The organism is Allobacillus halotolerans (genome assembly GCF_018967645.1).
GTDB classification, from domain to species: domain Bacteria; phylum Bacillota; class Bacilli; order Bacillales; family Alkalibacillaceae; genus Allobacillus; species Allobacillus halotolerans.
The window spans coordinates 97,072-121,793 of sequence record NZ_JAHLZF010000005.1; the positions used below are offsets into that span (position 1 = coordinate 97,072).

Annotated in this window: 23 protein-coding genes and 1 riboswitch; of the genes, 3 read left to right on the plus strand and 20 right to left on the minus strand. The window is 40.5% G+C overall.

The genetic code is table 11. The features are described from left to right. Window positions 1-13 precede the first annotated feature (13 nt). Window positions 14-1,075, plus strand: a complete 1,062-nt coding sequence (locus tag KQ486_RS05185) for an aromatic acid exporter family protein (protein ID WP_144163873.1) — start codon at window positions 14-16, stop codon at window positions 1,073-1,075. Window positions 1,076-1,419: 344 nt separating this feature from the next. Here KQ486_RS05185 and aceA read toward each other — a convergent pair whose 3' ends face one another. The 6 genes from aceA to yunB form a co-directional block, all read right to left on the minus strand. Further along, window positions 1,420-2,694, minus strand: coding sequence for an isocitrate lyase (gene aceA, locus KQ486_RS05190; RefSeq protein ID WP_216686976.1), 1,275 nt, complete (start codon window positions 2,692-2,694; stop codon window positions 1,420-1,422). 3 nt (window positions 2,695-2,697) lie between these two features. Further along, window positions 2,698-4,257: a malate synthase A gene (aceB, locus tag KQ486_RS05195; RefSeq protein ID WP_216686977.1), complete on the minus strand. Its 1,560-nt coding sequence runs from the start codon at window positions 4,255-4,257 to the stop codon at window positions 2,698-2,700. 379 nt (window positions 4,258-4,636) lie between these two features. Continuing rightward, window positions 4,637-4,741: a methionine/alanine import family NSS transporter small subunit gene (locus KQ486_RS05200; protein WP_144162911.1), complete on the minus strand. Its 105-nt coding sequence runs from the start codon at window positions 4,739-4,741 to the stop codon at window positions 4,637-4,639. Next, window positions 4,741-6,264: a sodium-dependent transporter gene (locus KQ486_RS05205; RefSeq protein ID WP_144162913.1), complete on the minus strand. Its 1,524-nt coding sequence runs from the start codon at window positions 6,262-6,264 to the stop codon at window positions 4,741-4,743. Before KQ486_RS05205 ends, KQ486_RS05200 begins: the two co-directional genes overlap by 1 nt. A 244-nt stretch (window positions 6,265-6,508) precedes the next feature. Next, on the minus strand, window positions 6,509-8,062 hold the full coding sequence (locus tag KQ486_RS05210) for a Na+/H+ antiporter NhaC family protein (RefSeq protein ID WP_216686978.1): 1,554 nt from the start codon (window positions 8,060-8,062) through the stop codon (window positions 6,509-6,511). A 164-nt stretch (window positions 8,063-8,226) separates the two neighbouring features. Beyond that, window positions 8,227-8,397: riboswitch (Lysine riboswitch) on the minus strand. A gap of 61 nt (window positions 8,398-8,458) precedes the next feature. Continuing rightward, complete coding sequence (gene yunB / locus KQ486_RS05215) at window positions 8,459-9,256, minus strand: sporulation protein YunB (RefSeq protein ID WP_274236142.1); 798 nt, start codon at window positions 9,254-9,256, stop codon at window positions 8,459-8,461. Window positions 9,257-9,309: 53 nt separating this feature from the next. Here yunB and KQ486_RS05220 point away from each other — a divergent pair, with 53 nt between their 5' ends. After that, on the plus strand, window positions 9,310-9,654 hold the full coding sequence (locus KQ486_RS05220; RefSeq protein ID WP_216686979.1) for a hypothetical protein: 345 nt from the start codon (window positions 9,310-9,312) through the stop codon (window positions 9,652-9,654). Here the strand turns inward: KQ486_RS05220 and KQ486_RS05225 are convergent. From KQ486_RS05225 to KQ486_RS05250, 6 genes are all read right to left on the minus strand, one after another. Continuing rightward, window positions 9,640-10,746, minus strand: a complete 1,107-nt coding sequence (locus tag KQ486_RS05225; RefSeq protein ID WP_144162917.1) for an HD-GYP domain-containing protein — start codon at window positions 10,744-10,746, stop codon at window positions 9,640-9,642. The two genes, KQ486_RS05220 and KQ486_RS05225, sit on opposite strands and share 15 nt — an antisense overlap. 65 nt (window positions 10,747-10,811) lie before the next feature. After that, window positions 10,812-11,120, minus strand: coding sequence for a YunC family protein (locus KQ486_RS05230; RefSeq protein ID WP_144162919.1), 309 nt, complete (start codon window positions 11,118-11,120; stop codon window positions 10,812-10,814). Window positions 11,121-11,219: 99 nt separating this feature from the next. After that, window positions 11,220-12,587, minus strand: coding sequence for a bifunctional metallophosphatase/5'-nucleotidase (locus tag KQ486_RS05235; RefSeq protein ID WP_216686980.1), 1,368 nt, complete (start codon window positions 12,585-12,587; stop codon window positions 11,220-11,222). A gap of 21 nt (window positions 12,588-12,608) precedes the next feature. Further along, entirely contained in the window at window positions 12,609-13,427 is an 819-nt protein-coding gene (locus KQ486_RS05240) for a sulfite exporter TauE/SafE family protein (protein ID WP_144162923.1), read from the minus strand. 349 nt (window positions 13,428-13,776) lie between these two features. Continuing rightward, entirely contained in the window at window positions 13,777-15,009 is a 1,233-nt protein-coding gene (gene hmpA / locus KQ486_RS05245; protein ID WP_216686981.1) for an NO-inducible flavohemoprotein, read from the minus strand. Between the two features lie 278 nt (window positions 15,010-15,287). Continuing rightward, entirely contained in the window at window positions 15,288-16,277 is a 990-nt protein-coding gene (locus KQ486_RS05250) for an LLM class flavin-dependent oxidoreductase (RefSeq protein ID WP_144162927.1), read from the minus strand. Between the two features lie 190 nt (window positions 16,278-16,467). Between KQ486_RS05250 and KQ486_RS05255 the strand changes: the two genes are divergently transcribed. Further along, a complete protein-coding gene (locus KQ486_RS05255; protein ID WP_144162929.1) occupies window positions 16,468-16,773 on the plus strand; it encodes a DUF3219 family protein in 306 nt (101 codons plus the stop codon). A gap of 4 nt (window positions 16,774-16,777) precedes the next feature. Here KQ486_RS05255 and KQ486_RS05260 read toward each other — a convergent pair whose 3' ends face one another. The 8 genes from KQ486_RS05260 to KQ486_RS05295 form a co-directional block, all read right to left on the minus strand. After that, window positions 16,778-17,095 (minus strand): hypothetical protein, encoded by a 318-nt coding sequence (locus KQ486_RS05260; protein WP_216686982.1) that lies wholly within the window; start codon window positions 17,093-17,095, stop codon window positions 16,778-16,780. 139 nt (window positions 17,096-17,234) lie between these two features. Then, complete coding sequence (gene sufB, locus KQ486_RS05265; protein ID WP_216686983.1) at window positions 17,235-18,632, minus strand: Fe-S cluster assembly protein SufB; 1,398 nt, start codon at window positions 18,630-18,632, stop codon at window positions 17,235-17,237. Between the two features lie 51 nt (window positions 18,633-18,683). Then, window positions 18,684-19,133: a Fe-S cluster assembly sulfur transfer protein SufU gene (sufU, locus tag KQ486_RS05270; protein WP_216686984.1), complete on the minus strand. Its 450-nt coding sequence runs from the start codon at window positions 19,131-19,133 to the stop codon at window positions 18,684-18,686. Then, window positions 19,123-20,349, minus strand: coding sequence for a cysteine desulfurase (locus tag KQ486_RS05275; RefSeq protein ID WP_216686985.1), 1,227 nt, complete (start codon window positions 20,347-20,349; stop codon window positions 19,123-19,125). The genes sufU and KQ486_RS05275 overlap by 11 nt, the downstream gene beginning before the upstream one ends. Beyond that, on the minus strand, window positions 20,349-21,656 hold the full coding sequence (sufD, locus tag KQ486_RS05280) for a Fe-S cluster assembly protein SufD (RefSeq protein ID WP_144162939.1): 1,308 nt from the start codon (window positions 21,654-21,656) through the stop codon (window positions 20,349-20,351). The genes KQ486_RS05275 and sufD overlap by 1 nt, the downstream gene beginning before the upstream one ends. A gap of 27 nt (window positions 21,657-21,683) precedes the next feature. Beyond that, window positions 21,684-22,463, minus strand: coding sequence for a Fe-S cluster assembly ATPase SufC (sufC, locus tag KQ486_RS05285; RefSeq protein WP_216686986.1), 780 nt, complete (start codon window positions 22,461-22,463; stop codon window positions 21,684-21,686). A gap of 1,034 nt (window positions 22,464-23,497) precedes the next feature. Continuing rightward, window positions 23,498-23,668 (minus strand): YuzK family famiily protein, encoded by a 171-nt coding sequence (locus KQ486_RS05290; RefSeq protein WP_186278617.1) that lies wholly within the window; start codon window positions 23,666-23,668, stop codon window positions 23,498-23,500. Between the two features lie 211 nt (window positions 23,669-23,879). Continuing rightward, entirely contained in the window at window positions 23,880-24,716 is an 837-nt protein-coding gene (locus tag KQ486_RS05295; RefSeq protein ID WP_216686987.1) for a MetQ/NlpA family ABC transporter substrate-binding protein, read from the minus strand. Window positions 24,717-24,722 lie beyond the last annotated feature (6 nt).

Sequence of the window (24,722 nt, forward strand, 5' to 3'; positions counted from 1 at the left end):
TGGAGATGAAATCATGAAACGAATTGCAGGCAGTCGTGTATTAAAAACAGGAATCGCTATATTTATCACCGCATGGATTTGTGAATGGATCGGTTGGCCACCGGTTTTCGCCGTTATTACAGCAATCGTAACGGTGGAGCCGACCGTTGCCCAATCGATCAAAAAAGGAATCATCCGGTTTCCAGCTTCCGCAATCGGCTCCTTTTATGCCGTTTTATTTATCACTTTATTTGGTCATTCCGCATTGACCTATGCCTGTGCAGCTGTGTTTACGATCGTCACGACGTATCGATTTAAGTTATTTGATGGTTTGCTCGTTGCTACGTTGACGTCCGTTGCCATGATTGAAGTCATTCACGATAATTTTATGGCCTCGTTTTTTATTCGTCTTGGAACGACAACGATTGGACTGGCTGTCTCTACACTCGTGAATATGTTTTTGATGCCACCAAATTACCAATCGTCAATTACGAACAAATTGAAAAAATTAGCGCAAGACACAGGTGAAACCATCCAGTGCATTTTTTCAGCTGCTCTGAGTGACCAAAGACAAGACCCGAAGATGCTTGAAACACTCGAGATTTTAGAAGAAAGAGTGTTTAAAATTGAAGTGCTCATAAATTATCAACGTGACGAAGCGAAATATCACCCGCTAACTGCGGCTGAGAACAATGAACTGAAAGCCGTTAACAAAAAGCTGACGCAGCTAAAATTAATTAATTACCACATTGAGAACGTATACTATATGACGTCTAAAACACTGGATTTAACCGAACAGGAAAAAGATATGCTGTTTATTCATGTAGAAAATGTTTCCCATTCCCTTCAAGTAGCCGAGGACTTTAGCCTTGAAGAGCACCGGGAGCAATTGAAAAAACTTGTCGATCTGTTCTGGCGAAACCAAAGTGAAATTATCGAAGAAAAACCAAGGACTACGGCATTTCCATCGCATTTCATTCTACTTTATGAACTGTTGTCGATCTATCAATTAGTGGAAAGTTACTTTACGATTAAGCCCGAAGATTTTCAGAAAAAAGAAAAGGCTAAATTGAAACAAACCATTAAAAGAAAATAAAGAGAGAACGATTTAAAACATACGAAGATTAGTGGCGGACTATTCATCGGTAGTGATCTAAAACTGTGTGCTTTCGTTGATTAGAGGCGTTCTATTCAACGGTAGCGAAGGAAAATTGTGCGCTACCCTCGATTAGAAGCCTCCTATTCAACGGTAGCGAAGGAAAATTGTGCGCTACCCTCGATTAGAGGCGTTCTATTCAACGGTAGCGAACAAAAAATATGCCCTATCCTCGATTAGAGGCGTGCTATTCAACGGTAGTGAAGAAAAATTGTGCGCTACCCTCGATTAGAAGGATAGCACTCAAAAAAACCGCTCCAACTCGGAGCGGTTTTCTATACCTGTTAATTTTTAAATTGCTCTGCTTCCGTTGATCCTGCAAGAGCTGTTGTCGATGAAGTGCCTCCAGAAATGACTTGGGATACTTCGTCGAAATAGCCTGTTCCAACTTCTCGTTGGTGTCGGGTCGCGGAGTAACCGAACTCTTCACTGAAAAATTCAGCTTGCTGTAACTCAGAGTAAGCCTTCATTCCTTCGTCTTTATACTTACGAGCTAATTCAAACATGCTGTGGTTCAATGCATGGAATCCAGCTAATGTGACGAATTGGAATTTGTAGCCCATTTTTCCGAGTTCTTTTTGGAAATTCGCAATCTCTTCATCCGATAATTTTTTCTTCCAGTTGAATGAAGGTGAACAGTTATAAGCCAACAATTTATTTGGATATTTTTCATGAATCGCATCTGCAAAACGCTGTGCTTCCTCCAGATTTGGTTCAGACGTTTCACACCAAATTAAATCAGCATACGGAGCATAAGCCAATCCACGGGCAATCGCTTGGTCCAAACCGGATTTCGTGCGGTAGAAGCCTTCCACTGTACGTTCACCCGTCAAGAACGGAGCATCGTATGGATCGACATCGCTCGTAATTAAGTCTGCCGCATTCGCATCTGTTCGGGCAATGATGACGGTTGGCGTACCCAACACGTCTGCTGCCAAACGAGCAGAAACTAAATTTTTCACGGCTTGCTGCGTCGGCAATAACACTTTACCACCTAAATGACCACATTTTTTCTCAGATGAAAGTTGATCTTCAAAGTGAACGGCAGATGCTCCTGCTTCGATCATTGATTTCGTTAGTTCAAACACATTCAATTGGCCACCAAAACCCGCTTCCGCATCCGCTACAATCGGTGCGAACCAATCAATAGAGTCGTCACCTTCCGAATAATGAATTTGATCTGCCCGCTGCAATGCCTGGTTAATCCGCTTCACGACATTCGGCACGCTATTGACCGGATATAAGCTTTGATCCGGATACATTTGACCGGCCATATTGGCATCTGCAGCTACTTGCCAGCCACTTAGATAAATAGCTTTCAATCCCGCTTTCACTTGCTGAACCGCTTGGTTACCCGTTAACGCACCAAGTGCATTTACATAGTTTTCTTCATTGATTAACCTCCAAAGCTTCTCAGATCCTCTTTTGGCTAACGTCTGTTCAATTTGTAAACTTCCTTTTAAACGATCGACATCTTCAGCCGAATAGGGGCGTTCAACACCGACCCAACGCATATTTTCTGCCCAATCTTTTTTCATCTGTTCTACTCTGTTATTCATCTTTTATTCCCCTTCCTTTAATACGTGATAAGCTGGTAATGTTAAAAATGATTCAAACGAATCTTGTTCGATCAGATCTAAAAATAGTTTTGTAGCTTGTGGATGCTCAGCCTGTAACTTGTCATCCAACAAATCTTTCACTAAATCAATCGTCACTTTTTCCCCCGTTTCAAGCTTTCCTTCAGGATGCTTGATCCATTGCCAGACCTGTGCCCGGGAAATTTCTGCAGTTGCTGCATCTTCCATTAAGTTGTTTAACGGAACGGCACCACGTCCCCCTAGCCAAGCTGAAATATATTGAATGCCGATTTCGATATTCGCACGAAGACCCCCTTCGGTAATCGGCCCTTCAGGTACTTCAAGTAATTGTTCCTCTGTCACTTGCAAATTATCTAACTGACAATCAATTTGATTTTTTGTCGGCATGTGTTCATCAAAGACTTCTTTTGCAAGCTGAACCATCGCCGGATGCGCCACCCATGTGCCATCATGGCCATCTTTTACTTCACGTAATTTATCGTTGCGCACTTTTTCATAAGCTTCTTTGTTTTTCGCTTCATCATTTTTCACAGGAATTTGTGCTGCCATTCCTCCAATTGCCGGAGCATTCCGCTTATGGCAAGTTTGGATTGTCAACAGTGAATACGCTCTCATAAACGGTACTTCCATCGTCACCAATTTACGATCCGGAAAGAGTACATGCTCGTGATTCTGAAAGTTTTTGATATAGCTAAAAATGTAATCCCAACGTCCGCAGTTCAACCCTGCTGAATGCTCTTTCAATTCAAATAAAATTTCATCCATTTCGAAAGCTGCAGAAATCGTTTCAATAAGAACTGTTGCTTTAATTGTCCCTTGAGGAATGCCAAGCTCATCTTGCGCGAATACGAAAACGTCATTCCAAAGCCTTGCTTCTTGGTGATTTTCCAATTTAGGCAAATAAAAATATGGGCCTGAACCTTGCTCGATCAGTTGCTTCGCATTGTGATAAAAATACAAACCGAAATCAACAAGGCTCCCTGACATTGGCTCATTTTCTACCGTTAAGTGTGTCTCTTCTAAGTGCCATCCGCGTGGGCGGACGATTAGTACAGCAGGATTATCGTTTAATTGATAAAACTTTCCATTATCGGCCGTGAAATCAACTTCCCGGCGAATAGCATCCTTTAGATTTTTTTGTCCGTTGATCATGTTGCTCCATGTCGGACTGGAAGAATCCTCGAAATCCGCCATAAACGTCTTTGCACCTGAGTTCAATGCATTGATAATCATTTTACGGTCGACTGGTCCAGTAATTTCTACCCGGCGATCCTGAAGGTCTTCAGGTATATCAGCAACCGTCCAATCACTTTCACGAATATCTTTTGTCTCATCTAAAAAGTGTAGCGTAGCTCCTTGATTGAAAGCCTCTTGCGCTTTTTCACGCTGTTCCAAAAGAGATTTTCGTTTTTCATTAAAATTTCTGTGCAGTTTGTGAAGAAAATCAACGGCACCTTCTGTCAAAATCTCTTTCTCCACCTGTTTAACCTGGTCGTAATGTTGAGATAAATCAGTCGTAGACATCCTTTACACCCCTATTGTTATACTACATATTTAATATCTATCATTTGTACTAATACAGTTTGAGCAAAAAAATTACTCTGCTCTTTTTGATAAGCAATATTCACATACAAGATGCTGGCAGTTATGCTCAATCACTTTTCCGCATTCACAGCAAGAAGTCTGTTTCACTATGAACCCTCCTTTTATAGTACAACTATTATTATTTACTGCTGTTATAAAACAGTATATGTATTATCTTTTTAAAAATCAACCCTTAATCACAAAATTTTTGCAATTATTTTTAAAAACTTTATAGATCAACGACTGATAACCAATAAAAAAACCGGTCACTGATGTTTTTGAAACATCAGCAACCGATTCTTTCATGAAATCATTTTATTTAGCTTTCCTTTGCTTTCTTCCTTGCATAAACAATACTTGAGGCTAAGCCTCCCCAAATAATAACCATTCCTAAAATCATCATCACAACGGCTCCGGCAGACATTAGTTCGCCACCTCCTCATCATCGTCATCAGCAGCTTGGTTTACTTGTTGAGCTGGCCATTTTTTCGTTGCGAATAAGGCACCAGCCATCATGACACCAATCGCAACTACCCAACCGAAGTTAAACAGGAAGTCTAACGGATAACCTTCATATGCTGCTGAGATTTCTGATTTGATGTTTTGAAGCATCATATATCCTAAAACAACTGGTGTGATGACACCCAGCGATACTCTCCACCATGCAGCCAATGGAATGTCAGATACCGAGTTTGCATGGGATTGTAGATCTCTCAATCCTTTCGCAAACCAAGCGACTGCGACAACTTCAAACAGACCCGCCAATGCTACACCATAGTTATTAATAAAGTGGTCGACGGTATCGAGCAATACAAGCCCACCTTGCGTGGCATAAGCAATGGAAATTATTGCGGCAAGACCTCCACCAAATAATACTGATTTCGTACGAGAAATATTAAATTTCTCAGAAACAGCAGCGATATACGTTTCTGAAATTGAAATCAACGATGATAGACCTGCCAAGACGAGTGACGCGAAGAACAAGAAACCGAATACACCTGGTAAGAATGGCATTTGGTTAATGATCTCCGGGAAGACGGCAAACGCCAACATAATTCCGCCTTGTACAAATCCTTCATCAGTGATGTTTTGACCTGTTGCCATCGCCATAAATCCAAGTGCTGCGAAAACTCCGATTCCTGCAAGCAGTTCAAATGAAGAGTTCGCAAACCCTGTAATAAACGCATTATTAGTAATGTCTGACTTTCTTCCCAAGTAAGAAGAATACGTAATCATGATCGCAAAACCAATGGATAAACTAAAGAAAATCTGTCCATATGCCGCGACCCAGACTTGACCGCTCATGATTTGATCCCAATTCGGCTGGAAGAACGCATTCAAACCATCTAATGCTCCGTCTAATGTAACCGCTCGAATAACGATCAATAAGAACAAGACAGCCAATGTCGGAATAAAGATTTTGTTTGCAACCTCAATCCCTCTTCTGACACCACGGACCAAGACACCTAGAACGACTACCCAGATAAAGATTAATGGGATGAAGACGGATGGAACAATACTTCCGAATTTCCCTGGATCCGTCATTTCTAGGAAGTTACCAGTTAAGAATCCACTCGTATCGTCTCCCCATTGTTGTCCGAATGAAAAGTAAGCAAACATGACTGCCCACGCGATAATGACCGCGTAAAAGGTTGAAATGACAAAAGAAATTAGCACTTGCCACCAACCAATCCATTCGAAACCTTTGCTGATTCCACTTAAGGATCGCGGTGCAGATCCACGATACTTATGCCCGATTGTATATTCCATGATGAGAAGCGGTATACCTGCAGTTAATAAAGCAAATAAGTACGGAATAAAAAATGCTCCCCCACCATTTTCATAAGCGACTGCGGGGAAACGCCAGATGTTACCTAAACCAATGGCCGACCCCATCGCCGCAAGCAGGAATCCTAGCCTAGTTCCCCACTGTGAACGTTCGTTCATGTTTCTCTCCCCTTTCGATATTTATACTAAAATTCTATGTAGTTTGCGAGCATATAATGTTTAAAAGTTCAGAATACTCACAACTACTTATTTGCTTATTATAATAGGGTAATCAGTTATTGTCAAAGTATTTTGATAAAAAGAAATATTTAAATTAATAGGTAAAAAATTCCTAGTTTTACCACATAAATAAAACCGCTCTAATTACGATTTTATCCGTAATTAAAGCGGCTTTGAGCTAAATTTATGCTGTATCTTTTTTCATGAATAATTGTTTTGCCAAATAGGCTAATAGAACTAAAGTAGCAATCGTAACGATTAGCGACAAGAGCAGGGAATCCGTCCATGCAAATAATAGGTATCCAACGCTTGAAGCCACTGCAGCTAAAACGGCATATGGGATCTGTGTTAATACGTGATCGATATGGTTGGCCCCTGCACCGGTTGATGACAGGACAGATGTATCTGAAATCGGTGAGCAGTGGTCGCCAAATACTGAACCAGCAAGTACTGATGCCAATGCTGGTATGAATAAACTTGGATCAAGTGTCACGGCCATTGAACCTGCAATCGGTAGCATGATCCCAAATGTTCCCCATGAAGTTCCTGTTGAAAAAGCCATAAAGCCACTGACGATAAAGAGTAAGAATGGCAAGTAAGCAACATTAATATTCGATTTCTCCACTAATCCCGACAAGTAAGCATCTGTCCCGATAGCGTCGATGATGGAAACGATCATCCAAGCTAAAACTAATATATAAATTGCTGGGAGCATAGCTTTTATGCCTTCGATACTTACACGGCCAAAACTCGTTTTTTCACCGCCTTGTCTGAAATAGAAAATGATCGATACGAGCAATGCGACGAAACCACCAACAACTAACGATAGGTTAACGTCTGTATCAGCAAAAATAGAAATCAAATTGGTTTCACCACTTGCTTGAATACCTGTATAAATCATCATTGATAGAGTCACAGCGATCAATACGACAATCGGAATCATTAAATGCCCGACTTTTCCTAAACTGTTTTCGTAAATCTCTGATTGTAAATCCCCTGGTATATCGTCGTTATCGGGATCAACTAATTGACCCGTTTCTTTAGCACGATCTTCATGCTTTTTCATCGGTCCGATGTCTAAGTTCAACCAAGCAACTAAAAATACGAGTAAAATTGCAGAAATCGCATAAAAGTTGTACGGTACCATTTGAATGAAGGAATTAAACGCCTGATAATTCGTCAACTCATTCGCAGAAATAATGGTTGCGATAATCCCGATGATATAAGCCCCCCAACTCGAAATCGGAGACAAAACCGTCACGGGCGCTGATGTTGAATCAATTAAGTAAGCGAGCTTTGCACGAGAAACACGATGTCGATCGGTAACTGGACGAGAGACTTGACCAATCGTCAAGCTGTTGAAATAGTCATCAATGAAAATTCCCATTCCTAACAAACCCGTCATGTACTGTGAACCTTCGCGTGTACGAATTTTGTGAATAGCCCAATCCCCAAAAGCTTTTGCTCCGCCAGATGCTGTTAAGAATGCAATCAACATGCCTAAAAATAATAAAAAGATAATTAGCTGGATACTCCACAGATCCCAGGCACCTTCGGCATAAAATAATTCCTGGAACGTAAACCAAATTCGTTTAATGGTTTCAAAAATATCAAAACTCTCAATCATTAATGCCCCAACAACTATCCCTGCGCCTAACGAAAGCAACACTTTGCGCGTAAGCAACACAAGGATAATCATTAAAATCGGCGGTATTAATGAATAAATCGTACCTTCCATTGACCCCACTCCTTTTTGTGTAATGTAATTCATTCTTTTCTAAGTTTTTCTTGGACTTACTACTAGCCTATTTTCTTCTGGTGGAAAATATTTTAGGCATTTTATTTTTCACAAATAAAAAAAGTAATGATAGAGAAATCTACCATTACTTTTGGTCCATTTCCCCGATCTGTAGCTCCCCGTTATTTCGGTACGAGAGAATGCACTTTCTTCAAGTACATTCCAGCATGAATGCCGTGACTGCAATCATACTTCGGCAATTAACCCTTTCGTTTATGGTCATCGGTGTCACCCTCGCATAACTTACTTTTGTTAACTGCGCCTCTACCCCATCAGTGGTGGTTGTTTTCTATTTAATTTTTTAATTTTTACTCGTACCGATAATATAGCATACTTCTATTGTCCTGTAAATTCCTCAGGAGGTACGGCTAGATCAATGTCGGATGAAGAATCACTGCCTGAACTATAAAAGTTCGGTACTTTTCCTGGAATGACTCCAACATATACGGGTATATCTGTCTCAACAACTGTTGTCGATGTAGAAAAAGGAATAACGATTTGCACATTTGCTTGAATATTAATCGACAACTCAATCATCGCATTGTTAATACCGTATTCCGTTATTTTCCGGCGAAAGTCTGATTGCACATCACCAACTACACTGAAATGGACAGGAACTTGGGGACCGAGATTCGCTAACAACGTATTCCCTGTTGCTTGCCCGATCGGAATTCGTACAATCGCCCGATGCTCTTCCACTGTATCTTCTTGAATGACTACATCATCATCAATATCAAAATCCAAGGAGTCTTCTGGGGTAATTTCACCCCGTTCGATTCGCTTCAGGTAGTTTTGTACACGAAACGTCGTATTTCGAAGAACCCGGTTTACAACAACCGCATTCCAACCGACGGATACAATTTCACCATTGTTGTCTGTTTCAATTTGAACCAAATCTTCTACTTGAAGGTCGTCAACAATTCTCTTACTGACCGCTTCATTGATGGCTTCTCGTGCAAATTGACTTGTTTTTTTTTCTGCGATATCAATTAAAGTCGGTTCAATTCCTTTATCAATCACCCAGACAGACAGAATAAGCGCACAAATAAATACAACAAAAGTCATCGATAGGATCTGGCCTAAACTTTTGGGCTTTCTTTTCTTCCAAACTAGCTTATTCGGTCGTCTGCGCACACGAAAACCCCCTTACACTGAAGTTTATGCATCAGAGTAAGCGGACATGACTTATGGATTTAGGTGCGCTGACTGTCGATGAAGAGGGGTTGACTGTCGATAAACGTGCGCTCACTGTTGATAAAGCCGTTCCAACTGTCGATAAACGCACACTGACTGCTGATAAAATCTCTCCAACTGTCGATAAACGCGAGCTCACTGTTGATAAACGCTTCCCAACTGTCGATAAACGCGAACTGACTGTTGATAAAAGCTCTCCAACTGTTGATAAAGGCGCACTGACTGCCGATAAAAGCTCTCCAACTGTCGATCAACACGAGCTTACTGTTGATCAACCTAACAAACCCCACTCCAAAAGAAAAGACTCGCCACCGGGCGAGTCTTCATCCATTAAATGAACTTACATTACATTGAGTAATCATGACATCTAAAGTTGTTGCTAGATTAATTTCATAGACTTGGCTTTTATGTAGCTTTCCTTCTTCATTTTCTAAAATGCGCACTTTTGGCCGGTCTGGTAGGTGTTTATTCTGTTCACAAATAATTCCTTTTGCTCCGTTACTCAATTCGACTTCTGCGCCATTTGGATAAATAGAGATATTGCGCCGGAATAAATCGACGTACTCTGGCAGAAACAATTCGCCGCTTCCGGAATACAAAATCTCCAAACCTTCGTGTGGCAACAAACCGGGTCGATAAACTCTGTTTGTCGTGACAGCGTCGAACACATCGGTCACCGCGAGAATTTGTGCGTACGGATGAATATTGGGACCGACAAGTCCATATGGATAACCACTTCCATTTAATCGTTCATGGTGCTGAACGACGCAGTATTTTACTTCATTCGGAAGATTCGCATGCTTAAGCAGATCATAGCCATAGATTGTATGCTCTTTGATAATCGAAAATTCTAAATCCGTCAATTTTCCAGGTTTATTTAAGATGGATTTAGGTACTTGTGTTTTTCCTAGATCATGTAATAGCGCGCCAATGCCGATTTGCTCGATTTTATGCTTCGGATAGTTGAGCTCATTTGCAAGTGCCAACGAATATACCGTTACATTTAATGAATGCATGTACACATAGTCGTCATACAAAAATAGATCCGACATAATCGATAAAATTTCCTCGTTGTCTTGGATGATTTCATTGATTTCTCCAACTTTTTTTTGAACTTCTTTCAATGACTTTTCCAATATGTATTGATTTCTCTTTAGATTTGTCGGCTGTTCATTAAACGCACGAAAAGACTCCCGAATATAATGGATTGTTTCAAATCTAATTTGATCATCCAACAGGTCTTGAGGATAAATGTCTTCTGTCAGTTCGTCTTGAACATAGACGTATTTAAACTGAAAATCCGCCAACCGTTGGATGATCCGGTTTGTAAATTTAACTCCTTTTTGTAAAAGAACTCTTCCGTATGAGTCAGTAATTGGTCTAGCTAGTATATCTCCTTCATTAAGGTCTTGGATTTTTGCTGTTTTCATAAATTATCCCCATCACTATTATTCGACTAATTTCATCATAAATTATTATGCAACTGCTGACAACCTTATTTCGTCAAAGCCAATAATGCCTGCTTCCCCATAATGCCTTCATACCAGCCAAATTTTTCGATAGAATAATTCGTTACTTTTTGTAGGGGTGCATACAACAATTCGTCGCGATTTCTTACTCCGACCGCACGGCCAGCTACAATGTTTCTGTCACCTAGCTTATCGTTTAGCAGGTCGACGTCCAAGGCACCGCACATAATGTAGCCAAAATCATTATAAATGACTAATAGATTAGTTTTCGGTAACTCGACATGAACAAACGTAAATCCGTGACCTTCAATCCAAATCGGTTCTGTATGAATCATAAAACCAGCCTCCTCTTTTTTACCCTATGAAAAGGAAAAAAAGAAGTGCCAGTCCCAATTTGTTTGAGCCAGCACTTTTAAATCTTTTTTATGAATCAGCTACAGCTTCGTCACGCTTTTCTCCAAAACATCACGAATGAATTCAGGCATAAAGTAATGTTTCTCTTTAACGGAAGCAATGGTCGGTACTAGTGATGGAAATGAAAAGGTGTCTGCTGTTGCAACTTGGTATGCTCGATTCGGTTCAACTTCTTCTTCATCCAACCAAATTTTCTCGACAAAGTCTGTCTTTGGGTGGACTTGAGCGGTTAAATTAGAGTAGATCATTTTACCGATTCGTTTGCCACGGAAGCCTAGACCCTTCAATTCAAACTCGATAAATTCTTTTCCTTCAAACATCCTTACTGTTTCCAACAATTCCTTTCCGGTCATTTCCATTACGCACGGATTCATCGGATGCGGACAACTACTATGAATATCCTTCCTCGTTACTTCACCAGCAGAGAATCCATGCAATAAAACACCGGCATTTAACATGGCACAATCAGCATTTGTCCATGTTTGTAATTCATCAACAAAGTTATTCATCAGCTCTGTTTCCTCATACCAATTCGCAGGGTAATTTTCATCTAAGACAACCACTGTTTTCCCCAATACTTCCTCAGCTTCCTGATGAATATTTTCAATCAATGCCTTTGTCTCTTCATCTTGCTCATCCCCAATTTCTACAGCCGTGCCTTCACTTTGTATGACTTGTTTCTTCTGATGGTCGTACACCAAATGAACTTTACCGAAATAAAAACCATGTTTACCGACCGCGTTCAGTAATGTTCCATCATGAACTTGTCCTTGGTTAAATAAGTGGTGCGTATGGCCTCCGATAATCACATCAATCGGAAACTTTTCCGCGATCAACTCATCTTGATAAACACCTAAATGTGAAAGTAGCACGATGATGTCACAACGCTCTTCTAACTCTGGCATATATTGCTCTAACATTTCGATTGGCTCATAAGTCGTCCAGCCAAGTTGTTCGTAAAACAATTGAAAAGGAGCCGTTAAACCGATCACCCCTATTTTAGTTCCCTGGTCACTTTCAAAGACTTCATAAGGTTTTAACCAATCAGGTTTATCTTGATTAATCGGTGCGATATTCGCACAAGTTACTGAAAAGTCGGCGTCATCATATAAGTGATATAATTGCTCTTCAGGTAACGTAATGCCTTCATTATTGCCGAGAGTCACCACATGATAATCCGCTTCATTCAGCAATCGGATATTCGCTTCACCCAGGGTTGCTTCCGTATAAAAATGCGATCGATCCAGGTGATCACCATTATCTAAAATGAGATGAAATTCATCTGCATGCTTGCTCATTTCATGCTTCATTGAATGGATAATCTTTGGCCAATTTTCAAAATGGCTATGTAAGTCACTTGTAAAGTACAAATGAATATTTTCTCTCATAAAGCTACTCCTTCTATACAGCTATATAATTAATCGTATGCCTACAATGGTCATAATAATCCGTAAAATCCATTCGATTGATTCGCTTCTTAAGTGCTGATTGACACGCGCGCCCAATACGCCACCGAGATACGAGCCTGGAATGGCTGCTAATGCATACGTCCATACAATATGACCAGAAAGAATATGAGCTGAAGATGATAGTAAACTCGAAAAGAAAATCATAAACATGGAAGTTGGTGCTGCGATATGCGCCGGCATGCCAAATAATAAAATCATTGCCGGAACCATCAATGATCCACCGCCGATGCCAAATAAGCCAGACAGCATTCCTACAGTAAAGCCGACAAGTATGCCTAATATTACGGAGAAAGAGTATTTCACTTCATAACCCGCGATTAAAAACTTCCGATGAATATGTGTCTTTTTCTCATGATTTTCATCATACTGACGTTGAGGTAAATACTTTTTAATGAAAAAAAGCCCAACAATGACTAACATTAAAAAGCCTAATAACAATTCAAACAAACCGGATTGAATATATTGATTTAAGTAAACACCGAGCAAGGCACCAGGTAAATTCCCTGCCAAAAACAGTGAACCACTGACGATATCCACTCGTTTTCGTTTCATAAAGGTCAATGCTGAAGATAATCCTGTAAAAACCATGACGACAAGAGAGATCCCTACGATGTTTTGGGGAGTCGCCCAAGAAAATTCGCTGCTCACTTGTGCTAAGAAAAGCATGGTGGGAACGAAAATCACACCACCACCTAATCCGGCTATACTTCCGATGAATGCAGTGGTGACCCCTATCATGAACATAATCAAAAAAACCATCGAACGAGATTCCCTTCTTAAACGCTAAACGCTTTGTTGGCATTCATTCTGTCGTTTATTTTGCATCTACTTTAATTATATCGTTAATCAGGAGCGTTTCATAGTGAAGTAACTAGAGGAGATCAATACGGTTCATATACATTTTTTCCAAGCCTTCAATCTCTAGCCAGCATCAGTCAAGTAGTTAAAGACCGTACCCACGTATCTGATGATCATCATGAACTCTTACACATCAATCATTTTTAAGTCAGCATATTAACTTCAGAAAATGAACAACAATTATATAGAGTCCCCTCTCATTTTCTGTACGGGATGAGAGGGGACTGGCAGCCATATTTATATTTTATTTTTATTGTTGACCTTCTTCTGCACCTAAAATTGCAACAGGGTTAAATACTTCATATTTCACTTGCTCTTTAGGTACATTCCAACGATTCAATTGACCAACCATCGCTTCTAAGAATGGCATTGGCCCACAGAGGTAAAAGTCAGCATCATTCGTTGGTAAGATTGACTCTAACCAATCTAGATCAATATGACCTTCTTTATTATATCGCTTCTCTCTTTGGTCTTCGTCAGTTGGAGAGTCATAACAAACATAATAATCAACTTGCTTATTATTTTGTGCAAGGTTTGTCAATTGTTCTTTAAATGGTTGTATATTTCCATTGCGGCTTGAATGGATGAAAATAATTTTTCGATTTTTATCTTTTTCGGTATACGTATTTAACATGCTCATCATCGGTGTAATTCCGACTCCACCACTAATTAATACAAGCGGCTTGTCTAATGGCTCGACAACAAAGTCACCTGCTGGTGCGGAAAAAGATAATACATCACCCTCTTCAACGGATTCGTGTAAATAGTTTGAAACGATTCCTGAAGGGTTTTGCTCACTACTTTCTTCTTTTTTTACACTAATTCTATAGTAATCTTTTCGCGGAGCGTCTGATAAACTATAATGACGAATATGCGTATACTTTTCTCCTGGAATGTCTGCTTTAATTGTTAGATACTGCCCCGGCTTGAAAGTAGCAATCGGCTTGCCGTCTTTTGGTTTTAAGTAAAATGATGTAATCAAGTCACTTTCTTTTTCTTTCTTGTCGACGACAAAATCCCGAAATCCTTTCCAGCCACCCGGCATGTTCTCCAACTCTTCATATCGTTCATTCTCAATCCGGATAAATTCATCGGCGATATATTTATACGCTTTCCCCCAAGCGTCCAATATATCATCGGATGCCGTTTCGCCAAGTACATCTTTGACAGCTTCCAACAATGTTTCTCCTACAACCGGATACTGCTCAGCTTCTACACCTATTGCCACATGCTTTTCTGTTACCCGTCTAATGACTGGCTCAACCGCCTCGAGATGATCTATATTTTCACCTGCCGCATAAACCGAATAAGCAAGCGCTTCTTGCTGAATGCCTCGTTTTTGGTTCGTTTGGTTAAAAAGGTTATAGAGATCGGGCACTTTCTTAAACAGTAACTGGTAAAATCGTTTACCGATTTCATTACTATGTTCTTTCAATACGGGAGCTGTTTCTTTAACTGTCTTGATTGTTTTTTCATCTAACATGCTAAACCTCTCCTTCTCTAAGTTGAAATTGAACATGTTGCAGAGTTTTATGCAATTCATGTATCAAGTGATAAAAGGCCACTTATAAATGTAGATTTCCCTTTGCTTTGTTCAATAAACGAGGGAAAAATGTCTAATTCAGCGTGAACGTTCGAAAAGATGACCGTATGCTTGATTAGACAAATCCAATAAGAATTAGTACGCAGTTTTTTCAACAAAAATTATCGAATAAATTTTTAACATGTGTGATGAATAGGTACCCTGTTTATAAACGATTGTTAGAATAACTCTTTTGCCAATAAACGGTACACTTGCAATCGTTTCTCTTGTGAATGTTGAATACTACAAATCATCGCTTCATCAAATCCATATTGTTCTTGCTCAACTTGTAATTTCTCAGCAACTTCCTTTGCGGAACCGACAATGTGCAGTTTTCTGCTCTCTTCTATTTTCATTAGGTCCATTTCAGACAACGGATAATCTTTGGCATCTTCAGGTGTTAGCAATTGCCCCATTTTCCCTTGCATCAACCACAATCGAGCGATATCTTGTGGCTTTGCTTCATACTCAGCTTCCTCTTTTGTTTCTGCTGCTGTCACTAAATAGGCAACATTGATTTCAGGTTTTTCCATAAAAGGAGATGGAATGAAATTTTCTCGGTACATATTTAAAATTTCGTTGGATAACTGTCCATTAAAAAATTGTGCAAACGAGTAACCTACCCCTCTTCTTGCTGTTTCAAGGGCACTGTTTCCGCTTGAACCGAGCATCCATGCTTCAGGTAATGTAACGCCTCGTGGACTTGCAATCATTGCATACAATTTATCCTCAGTCAGTTCGTCATTGATGAGTTGCAAGGTGTGATCGAATTTTTCATACATATTATCCACTCTTGGTTGACGACCTTCAGCTAATGCATACATCGATTGAGGGTCTCCACCAGGTGCACGTCCAACACCAAAATCAATTCGTCCTGGCGAGAATGCGCTTAATGTTTTAAATACTTCGGCCATTTTTAATGGTGAATAGTGCATCATCATGACGCCGCCTGTCCCAATTCGAATTTGATTCGTTTTTGCAGCTAATCGTGCAGCAGTCACTTCTGGAGCAGAGCTCGCAAATGCTCTCGTTCCGTGGTGCTCTGCCATCCACATCCGCGTATATCCTAACTCATCAGCTACAATAGCTAACTCTTCCGCTTTTTCAAGTGCACCGACAGCGGTATTTCCGCTAGTGATTGGTGCTTGATCTAAAACGCTTAACTTCATATATAACATCCTTTCACGAACACTTCAGTCTTAGATTGTAAGTATGTTCATCATTACAAACCTTATTCTATCACTCGTTGACCGGCATATAGAATAATCTGCTTAGAGATTATGACCTAAGCAATTGACTTGGGGGGGAAGAACGCTTACATGATAAGATGTTTCCACAGATCAGTGAGGTGATTAAACGATGAAACAAACAGTTATATTAAATGATGATTTAAAAATAGAAGCAACCAATCTTTATACGGATGAAGTGGTCGATCCTCAATCGGGAAAAAAGCGAAAAACAGTACACGTTGATTTCAAAGTAACGAGCGAAGACTATCATCGTGTCGCTACTTTTTTATACAAAAACGACTTCGACGTAAACGTTCCTGCATTAAACGTAAGATTCCCTGCTACCATTCAGAAATACACGACATCCGTTACAAATTTATATAAAGAAAACCAAGTTGGTGACTATTCGTTAACGTTGATCGAGAAAAGCGATTAAACTTTCACTTCGCGGATGCCTTTCTAGTGCTACATTTCCTCGACTTCAGGGTTATGGTGCGCAGCTTCAGGGTTAATTCGTGATCCTTCAGGGTTTTTGCGCGCGTCTTCAGGGTTAATTCATGAACCTTCAGGGTTAATGCGCGCAGCTTCAGGGTTATTGCGCGGTCCTTCAGGGTTAATTCACGAAGCTTCAGGGTTAATTCGTGAAGCTTCAGGGTTGATGCGCGGCCCTTCAGGGTTAATTCGTGAAACTTCAGGGTTTTTGCGCGCGGCTTCAGGGTTAATTGAAAAGCCTTCAATATTAACGTTTTCTCACGCACAAAAAAGGCACTGACATCAGTCAGTGCCTACTCACTCGTAATATTTAAATCTAGTTCAATGTGATCCCAGCCTCTTCACGTTCCAGTAATTTAAACAATCCCCCATCACACAATTTGGTGATGGGAGATTGATTATAACTTAACCAATAGACCCTTCCATTTCGAAGGAAATCAAGCGGTTCATTTCAACAGCATATTCCATTGGTAGTTCTTTTGTGAATGGCTCGATGAAGCCCATGACGATCATTTCTGTCGCTTCTTCTTCACTCAAACCACGGCTCATCAAGTAGAAGAGCTGCTCTTCTGATACTTTAGAAACTTTCGCTTCGTGTTCCAAGGAAATGTTTTCGTTCAACACTTCGTTGTAAGGAATCGTATCAGATGTGGATTCGTTATCCATGATCAACGTGTCACACTCAATGTTCGAACGTGCGTTGTCAGCTTTCTTACCGAAGTGAACCAATCCAAGATACGTTACTTTACCACCTTGTTTAGAAATGGATTTCGAAACAATTGTAGAAGACGTATTTGGAGCCAAGTGATGCATTTTGGCACCAGCGTGTTGGTGTTGTCCTTTACCAGCTAATGCGATGGAAAGTGTCAAACCACGAGCGCCTTCGCCTTTCAATAGAATGGATGGGTATTTCATCGTCAACTTAGAACCTAAGTTACCATCAATCCACTCCATTGTACCGTTCGCTTCTGCTGTTGCTCTTTTCGTAACCAAGTTATAAACGTTGTTCGCCCAGTTTTGGACCGTTGTATAACGGCAATACGCATCTTTTTTCACAAAGATTTCAACAACCGCACTGTGAAGTGAACTGGAAGTGTAAACAGGTGCTGTACAACCTTCAACATAGTGTACAGATGCGCCTTCATCTACAATGATCAACGTACGCTCAAACTGTCCCATATTTTCAGAGTTAATACGGAAGTAAGCTTGAAGTGGTGTTTCTACTTTTGTGTTTTTCGGTACGTAGATGAATGAACCACCAGACCAAACTGCAGAGTTTAGTGCTGAGAATTTGTTATCGGCAGATGGAATCAACTTACCGAAATACTCGCGGAACAAGTCTTCGTTTTCACGTAGAGCAGAGTCCGTATCTTTAAAGATAACACCCATATCTTCTAGTTCTTTTTCCATGTTATGATAAACAACTTCCGATTCGTACTGTGCTGAAACACCCGCAAGATATTTCTGCTCAGCCTCTGGGATTCCCAGACGATCGAATGTTTGTTTAATCTCTTCAGGTACTTCATCCCAAGAACGTTCAGAACGCTCAGATGGCTTCACATAATAAGTGATTTCATCAAAGTCCAATTCGCCTAGGTCTCCACCCCACTGTGGCATTGGCTTACTATGAAATATTTCATATGCTTTCAAACGATACTCAAGCATCCACTCTGGTTCTTCTTTACGGCGAGAAATTTCACGAACTACCTCTTCAGTCAGACCACGTTCAGTACGGAAAATCGATACGTCGCGGTCACTAAAACCATACTTGTAATCGCCTACTTCAGGTGCTTTCTTAGCCATACTTCACCCTCCTTGTAATGATTAAACAGTGAACCAGGCGTAACTGCCTGATTACTGTTCGTCACCGACGCCTTTCTCCATGGCTTTCCACGCGAGCGTCGCACATTTAATTCTGGCTGGGAATTTTGCTACTCCTTGCAAGGATTGAACATCTCCCATATCATCCAGATTAAATTCCTTTTCATCTATATTCTGGCCCAACATCATTTCAGAGAAAATCTCTGACATTTTGAGCGCGTCTTCAACTGGTTTACCTGTTACAGTCTGCGTCATCATAGAAGCAGATGCCATGCTGATGGAACATCCTTCACCTTCAAACTTTGCGTCTTGAACGATTCCATCTTCCACTTTCATCTGTAGATCGATTCGATCTCCGCAAGTAGGATTGTTCATCTCAACGGTAATCGAACCTTCATCTTCTATTGTACCGCGATTTCGCGGATTTTTGTAGTGGTCCATGATGACTTGTCGATAGAGTGTATCTAGATTGTTAAAAGACATCTCCGAAATACTCCTTCGCTTTTTTTAGTCCTTCGACAAGATGATCTACATCTTTCTTATCATTATACAGGTAAAAGCTCGCTCTTGCAGTTGCAACGACTTCAAGTTCACGCATTAATGGCTGTGCACAATGGTGACCTGCTCGAACTGCAATGCCGAGTGAGTCAAGCGCTGTCGCCAAGTCATGAGGATGGACGCCTTCTAAGTTGAACGTAACAAGACCTGCGCGTTCCTGTGCATCCGGTCCGTAGATTGTCATTCCATCAATCTCATTCATTTTCTCCATTGCATATTGAACAACATCATGTTCATGTTTTTCAATTTCATCTAAACCAACTTCATTCAGGAAGTCGATGGCCGCGGCCAGTCCGACTGCTCCTGCAATAATTGGTGTGCCACCTTCGAATTTCCAAGGCAGCTCTTTCCATGTTGATTCATACAAATGAACGAAATCAATCATTTCACCGCCGAATTCAACCGGCTCCATGTTCTCTAACAACGATTGCTTGCCGTAGAGTACACCAATTCCTGTAGGACCGATCATTTTATGACCTGAGAAGGCATAAAAATCAACATCCAATTCTTGCACATCAACTTTCATATGCGGAACACTTTGTGCACCGTCAACAGCGATGACTGCCCCATGCTCATGTGCAATTTCGGCAATTTCCTTAATAGGATTGATTGTACCTAAAACGTTAGAAACATGTGTCACAGCAACAATCTTCGTTCGATCGGTTACCGTTTCACGTACATCATCCAGTGAAATCGTTCCATCTTCATAAAGTGGAAGATACTTCAACTTAGCGCCTGTTTCCTTCGCTACTTGCTGCCACGGAATGATGTTACTATGATGCTCCATTTTCGTCAGAACAATTTCGTCCCCTTCGGACAAGTTCTGTCGGCCGTAACTAGACGCAACCATGTTGATTGCGGTCGTTGTGCCTCGAACGAAAACAACTTCTTTGATGGATGATGCATTGATGAACTCTCTCACCTTGTCGCGTGCACCTTCATAACTTTCAGTAGCACGTGAACCCAGTGTATGAACACCACGGTGAACGTTAGAGTTATTGCGACGGTAATAATCATCTATCGCATCGATAACTACTTGAGGCTTCTGGGAAGTCGCAGCGCTATCGAGATAGACTAATGGATGACCATTAACTTCCTGATCCAGTATTGGAAACTGCTTGCGAACTTCTGCCATATTCATTAGTATACTTTCCCTTCAATAACTTCTTTCAATTGTTTTTGAACAGTTTTGATTGGAATTTCACGAACAACTGGATCTAAGAATCCGTGAATAATCAGACGCTCTGCATTTTCTTTAGAGATCCCGCGACTCATCATGTAGTATAACTGCATTGGATCAACACGGCCGACAGAAGCTGCGTGTCCTGCGGTTACGTCATCTTCATCAATCAATAAGATTGGGTTGGCATCACCGCGTGCACCTTCATCCAACATCAAAATGCGAGATTCTTGTTCCGCATTCGCTCGTGTTGCTCCATGCTCAATTTGACCAATTCCATCGAAGTAAGCTGTAGATCGATCCTTCATGACACCGTGCTGAAGGATATAACCATCAGAATCTTTACCCCAGTTTACAATCTTCGCTGTGAAGTTCTGTCTTTGTTTTCCACGACCAACAGAAACGGACTTTGCATTACAGAAAGAATTGTCACCTTTTAGATGGGTAGTATTGTCAGAAATCGTATTTCCGTCATTCATTTGACCAAGTGCCCATTCGATATTCGCATCACGGTCTGCAACGCCACGACGGTTAACGTAAGCCGTTGTCCCTTCTGCCAAGTGATCGACAGCACCATAAGAAACTTTTGCGTTTTGGTGAGCGAATACTTCACTGACCAAGTTTGCAACAGATTCTTTATTCGCATTTGCTGAGTAATAATTTTCAAGATACGTGACTTCACTATTTTCTTCAGCGACTAATAAAACATGATTGATCATGCCCGCTTCGTCATCTTCTTGCCAAAAAACAACCTGGATTGGTTCGTCGACAACAACGTTTTTTGGAACGTACACGAATATACCGCTGTTCATTAATGCCGCATGACGTGCAGTCATTTTGTTTTCATCGATCGCAACGCCATCTTTCATGAAGTACTTTTGAACAAGGTCACTATGTTCGTTCATTGCAGTGAATATGTCTTCAAAAATAACGCCTTTATCTTTCAATTCTTGTGAAAGGTTTGCATACGCTACATCGTTATTCCGGACAATAATCAAGTTTTGTGCGCTTCCTTCTTCACCTAAAAGAACACGAACTTGTTCAGGAAGTGTATCGAAGTCCTGGATTGGTTCACCAGCTACATCATGTTTGAAATTCGTGAAGTTCCAATCAATGATCCGTGTCTTATTTGCTTTCGCCATTGGGAGATCTTCCGATTGACGTAAAGCTTCTAAACGAATATCACGAAACCACTCAGGTTCGTTTCGTTTCTGAGAATACTCAGTAATATATTGTTCATCGTATGGTAGTTTTGTATCTACTGCCATTATTCACCCTCCAATCTTTATGATCACTTACTGACCTACAGTTTCGTCTTCGATTCCAAGCTCTTCTTTAATCCACTCATAACCTTCTGATTCTAGGCGTTGAGCTAGTTCTGGTCCGCCAGACTTCACAACACGACCTTGCATCATAACGTGTACATGGTCTGGTGTGATGTAGTTCAGTAGACGCTGATAGTGAGTGATAATTAAGCAACCGAAGTTTTCACTACGCATTTTATTGATTCCTTCAGAAACAACTTTCAATGCGTCAATGTCTAGACCGGAGTCAATTTCGTCTAAAATCGCGATTGCTGGTTCCAACATCATTAACTGAAGGATTTCATTCCGCTTTTTCTCACCGCCGGAAAATCCATCGTTTAAATAACGCTGAGCCATATCTTTATCTATATCTAAGAAGTCCAAGTTCTCATCCATTGTTTTGATAAACTGCATTAATGGAATTTCGTTGCCTTCTTCACGCTTCGCATTAATTGAAGAACGTAGAAAATCAGAGTTTGTGACACCGCTGATTTCACTTGGATATTGCATAGCCAAAAATAGACCGGCTTTAGCACGCTCGTCTACTTCCATTTCAAGAACATCTTCTCCATCTAAATGAACGGATCCCTTCGTCACTTCAAACTTCGGGTGACCCATGATAGCACTCGCCAATGTAGACTTACCTGTACCATTCGGTCCCATCACTGCGTGGAATTCTCCACCCTTTATCGTTAGGTTAACCCCTTTCAGGATTTCGTTCCCTTCAATTTCGACATGCAGATCTTTAATCTCTAAAGTTGATCCAGCCATATCAATACCTCCATTTTCTATGATATATATTGGTCATTCCCAATCTATTCTCATTCTTAGTTTATAACATTTATAATTTATAATCAACCATCCGCCGAAGAATGACCTTTATTCGGCACAACCTCTATTATAGTAAAGATACAAGGAATATTAAACTGAAACGACGTAAGTTATTGATTTTTCGTAAAATGTTGATTTCTTGGCATTGGAATTGTGGAGTTTTAGATTGATATAGAAGGAGTTTTTCATGGTGAGAATGAAAGGCCGAATGATGAGAATCAGAATCTCGCTTATATAGGACTCTCCGACTCAGTTTTTTAAACGCGGGGTTAGTAGCCTTCTATAAACAAGATTCTAATACTGATCGGCTTCCGGGCTTGATTGGCGTTCTCGTCTCGATACTTAAATGAGTGCTTGTGCAGCGCGAAATGCCGTCGAGAACGTGCTTTGATGGAAGCTTCAATAATTGTTCGAATTCTTGGCTTGATAGGCACGCTCAACAACGGAAGTTTCTATAATTGATCGGCTTCCGGGCTTGATAAGCGCTCTCTACTACGGAAGGCTCTAAAATTGGTCGGCTTCCGGGCTTGATAGATGCTCTCAGCTACGGAAGTTTCTAATATTGATCCGCTTCCGGGCTTGATAGATGCTCTCAGCTACGGAAGGCTCTAAAATTGATCCGCTTCCGGGCTTGATAAGCGCTCTCTACTACGGAAGTTTCTAATTTTATTCGCCTTCCGTGCTTGATAGACGCTCTCTACTACGGAAGATTCAATTATTGTTCGCCTTCCGTGCTTGATAAGCGCTCTCTACTACGGAAGGCTCTAAAATTGGTCGGCTTCCGGGCTTGATAGGCACGCTCAACAACGGATGATTCTAATATTGATCGGCTTCCGTGTTTGATAACCACTCTCTACTACGGGATATTTTTCACAAAAACTCCCAGAAGGTCTTATGTAACCTAAAGATCCACCACCTAATTTAAACAACTCCAACCAATAATTTGGCTGGAGTTGATGGGCTTTTTTTATTCATTAACGATGTAATTGTCGTCCAACTTCTGAAACTAAGTTATTACACTTCTTATAATCATTCTCTCGCTTTTGTTCAACTTGTAGTCTTCGATTGAGGTTCATACTGTATTCTTTGTACCCCATTCCGTGAGATTGCTGCATGGATTTCTCCATATCCTCTGTGTAATTCAAGTCAATCTCATTGTCATTAATAATGAAAAATCATTCCTTTCGTCTTTGATGTTATATAGAATACCACGAATGTTAAGGATTCAAAAACCCTTATAGATTAGGTTTATCCGAATGAAGAGGGGTATAAACATCTTATTTGATGTTATACCCCTCATTCTTATAATTGGTATGGATAACTGAACATTTCTCTCGAATGCTAAAGATTCAGATTTTATTTAACCGGTACGACAGCGCCCTCATACTTTTCTTCAATGAAATTCGTGATTTCTTCTGAACGAAGAACTTCGACCAAAGTTTGAAGCGCTTCGTTATTTTCATCTTCTGCGCGCGCTGCGATGATGTTCACATAAGGTGAGTCGGACTCTTCAATAATTAGCGAATCCTCTCTTGGTTCAAGGCCCGCTTGGATTGCATAGTTTGTGTTAATTGCGACCAATGCATCTTCTTCTCTTTCATAAAATTCCGGAAGCAATGCTGGTTCAATACTTGCATCAAATTCAAGATTCAATGGGTTTTCAACCACATCTTCAACAGTTGCAGCGTCTTTGTTTACATTTTCATCTATTTTGATCAAATCATTCTGTTCAAGCAAAGTAAGAACTCTACCGTGGTCGGCAACAGAACGACTTAGTAGCACGACTGTTCCTTCTTCCACATTATCGATACTTTCGATGTTCTTGGAATAAATGCCTAATGGTTCGATATGAATTCCACCAATATTCACAAAATCATACCCGATATCTTCTTGCTGTGATTCAAAGTAAGGAATGTGTTGAAAGTAGTTTGCATCAAGTGTACCGTTATCTAAGTCTTCATTTGGCAAGACATATTCTTGATACGTTTCAATCGTTAGGTCAATTCCTTTTTCTTCAAGAAGTGGTTTTGCTTCTTCTAACACTTCAGCGTGAGGGACGCTTGTTGCACCAACGACAATTTCAGTAGTATCTTCTCCGTTAGAATCACCATTACTTTCTTCTTCAGATGATCCACACGCTGCCAACGTCACAATCAATGTAATTCCTAATAAAGCCAATAATAATTTTTTCATGTTTTT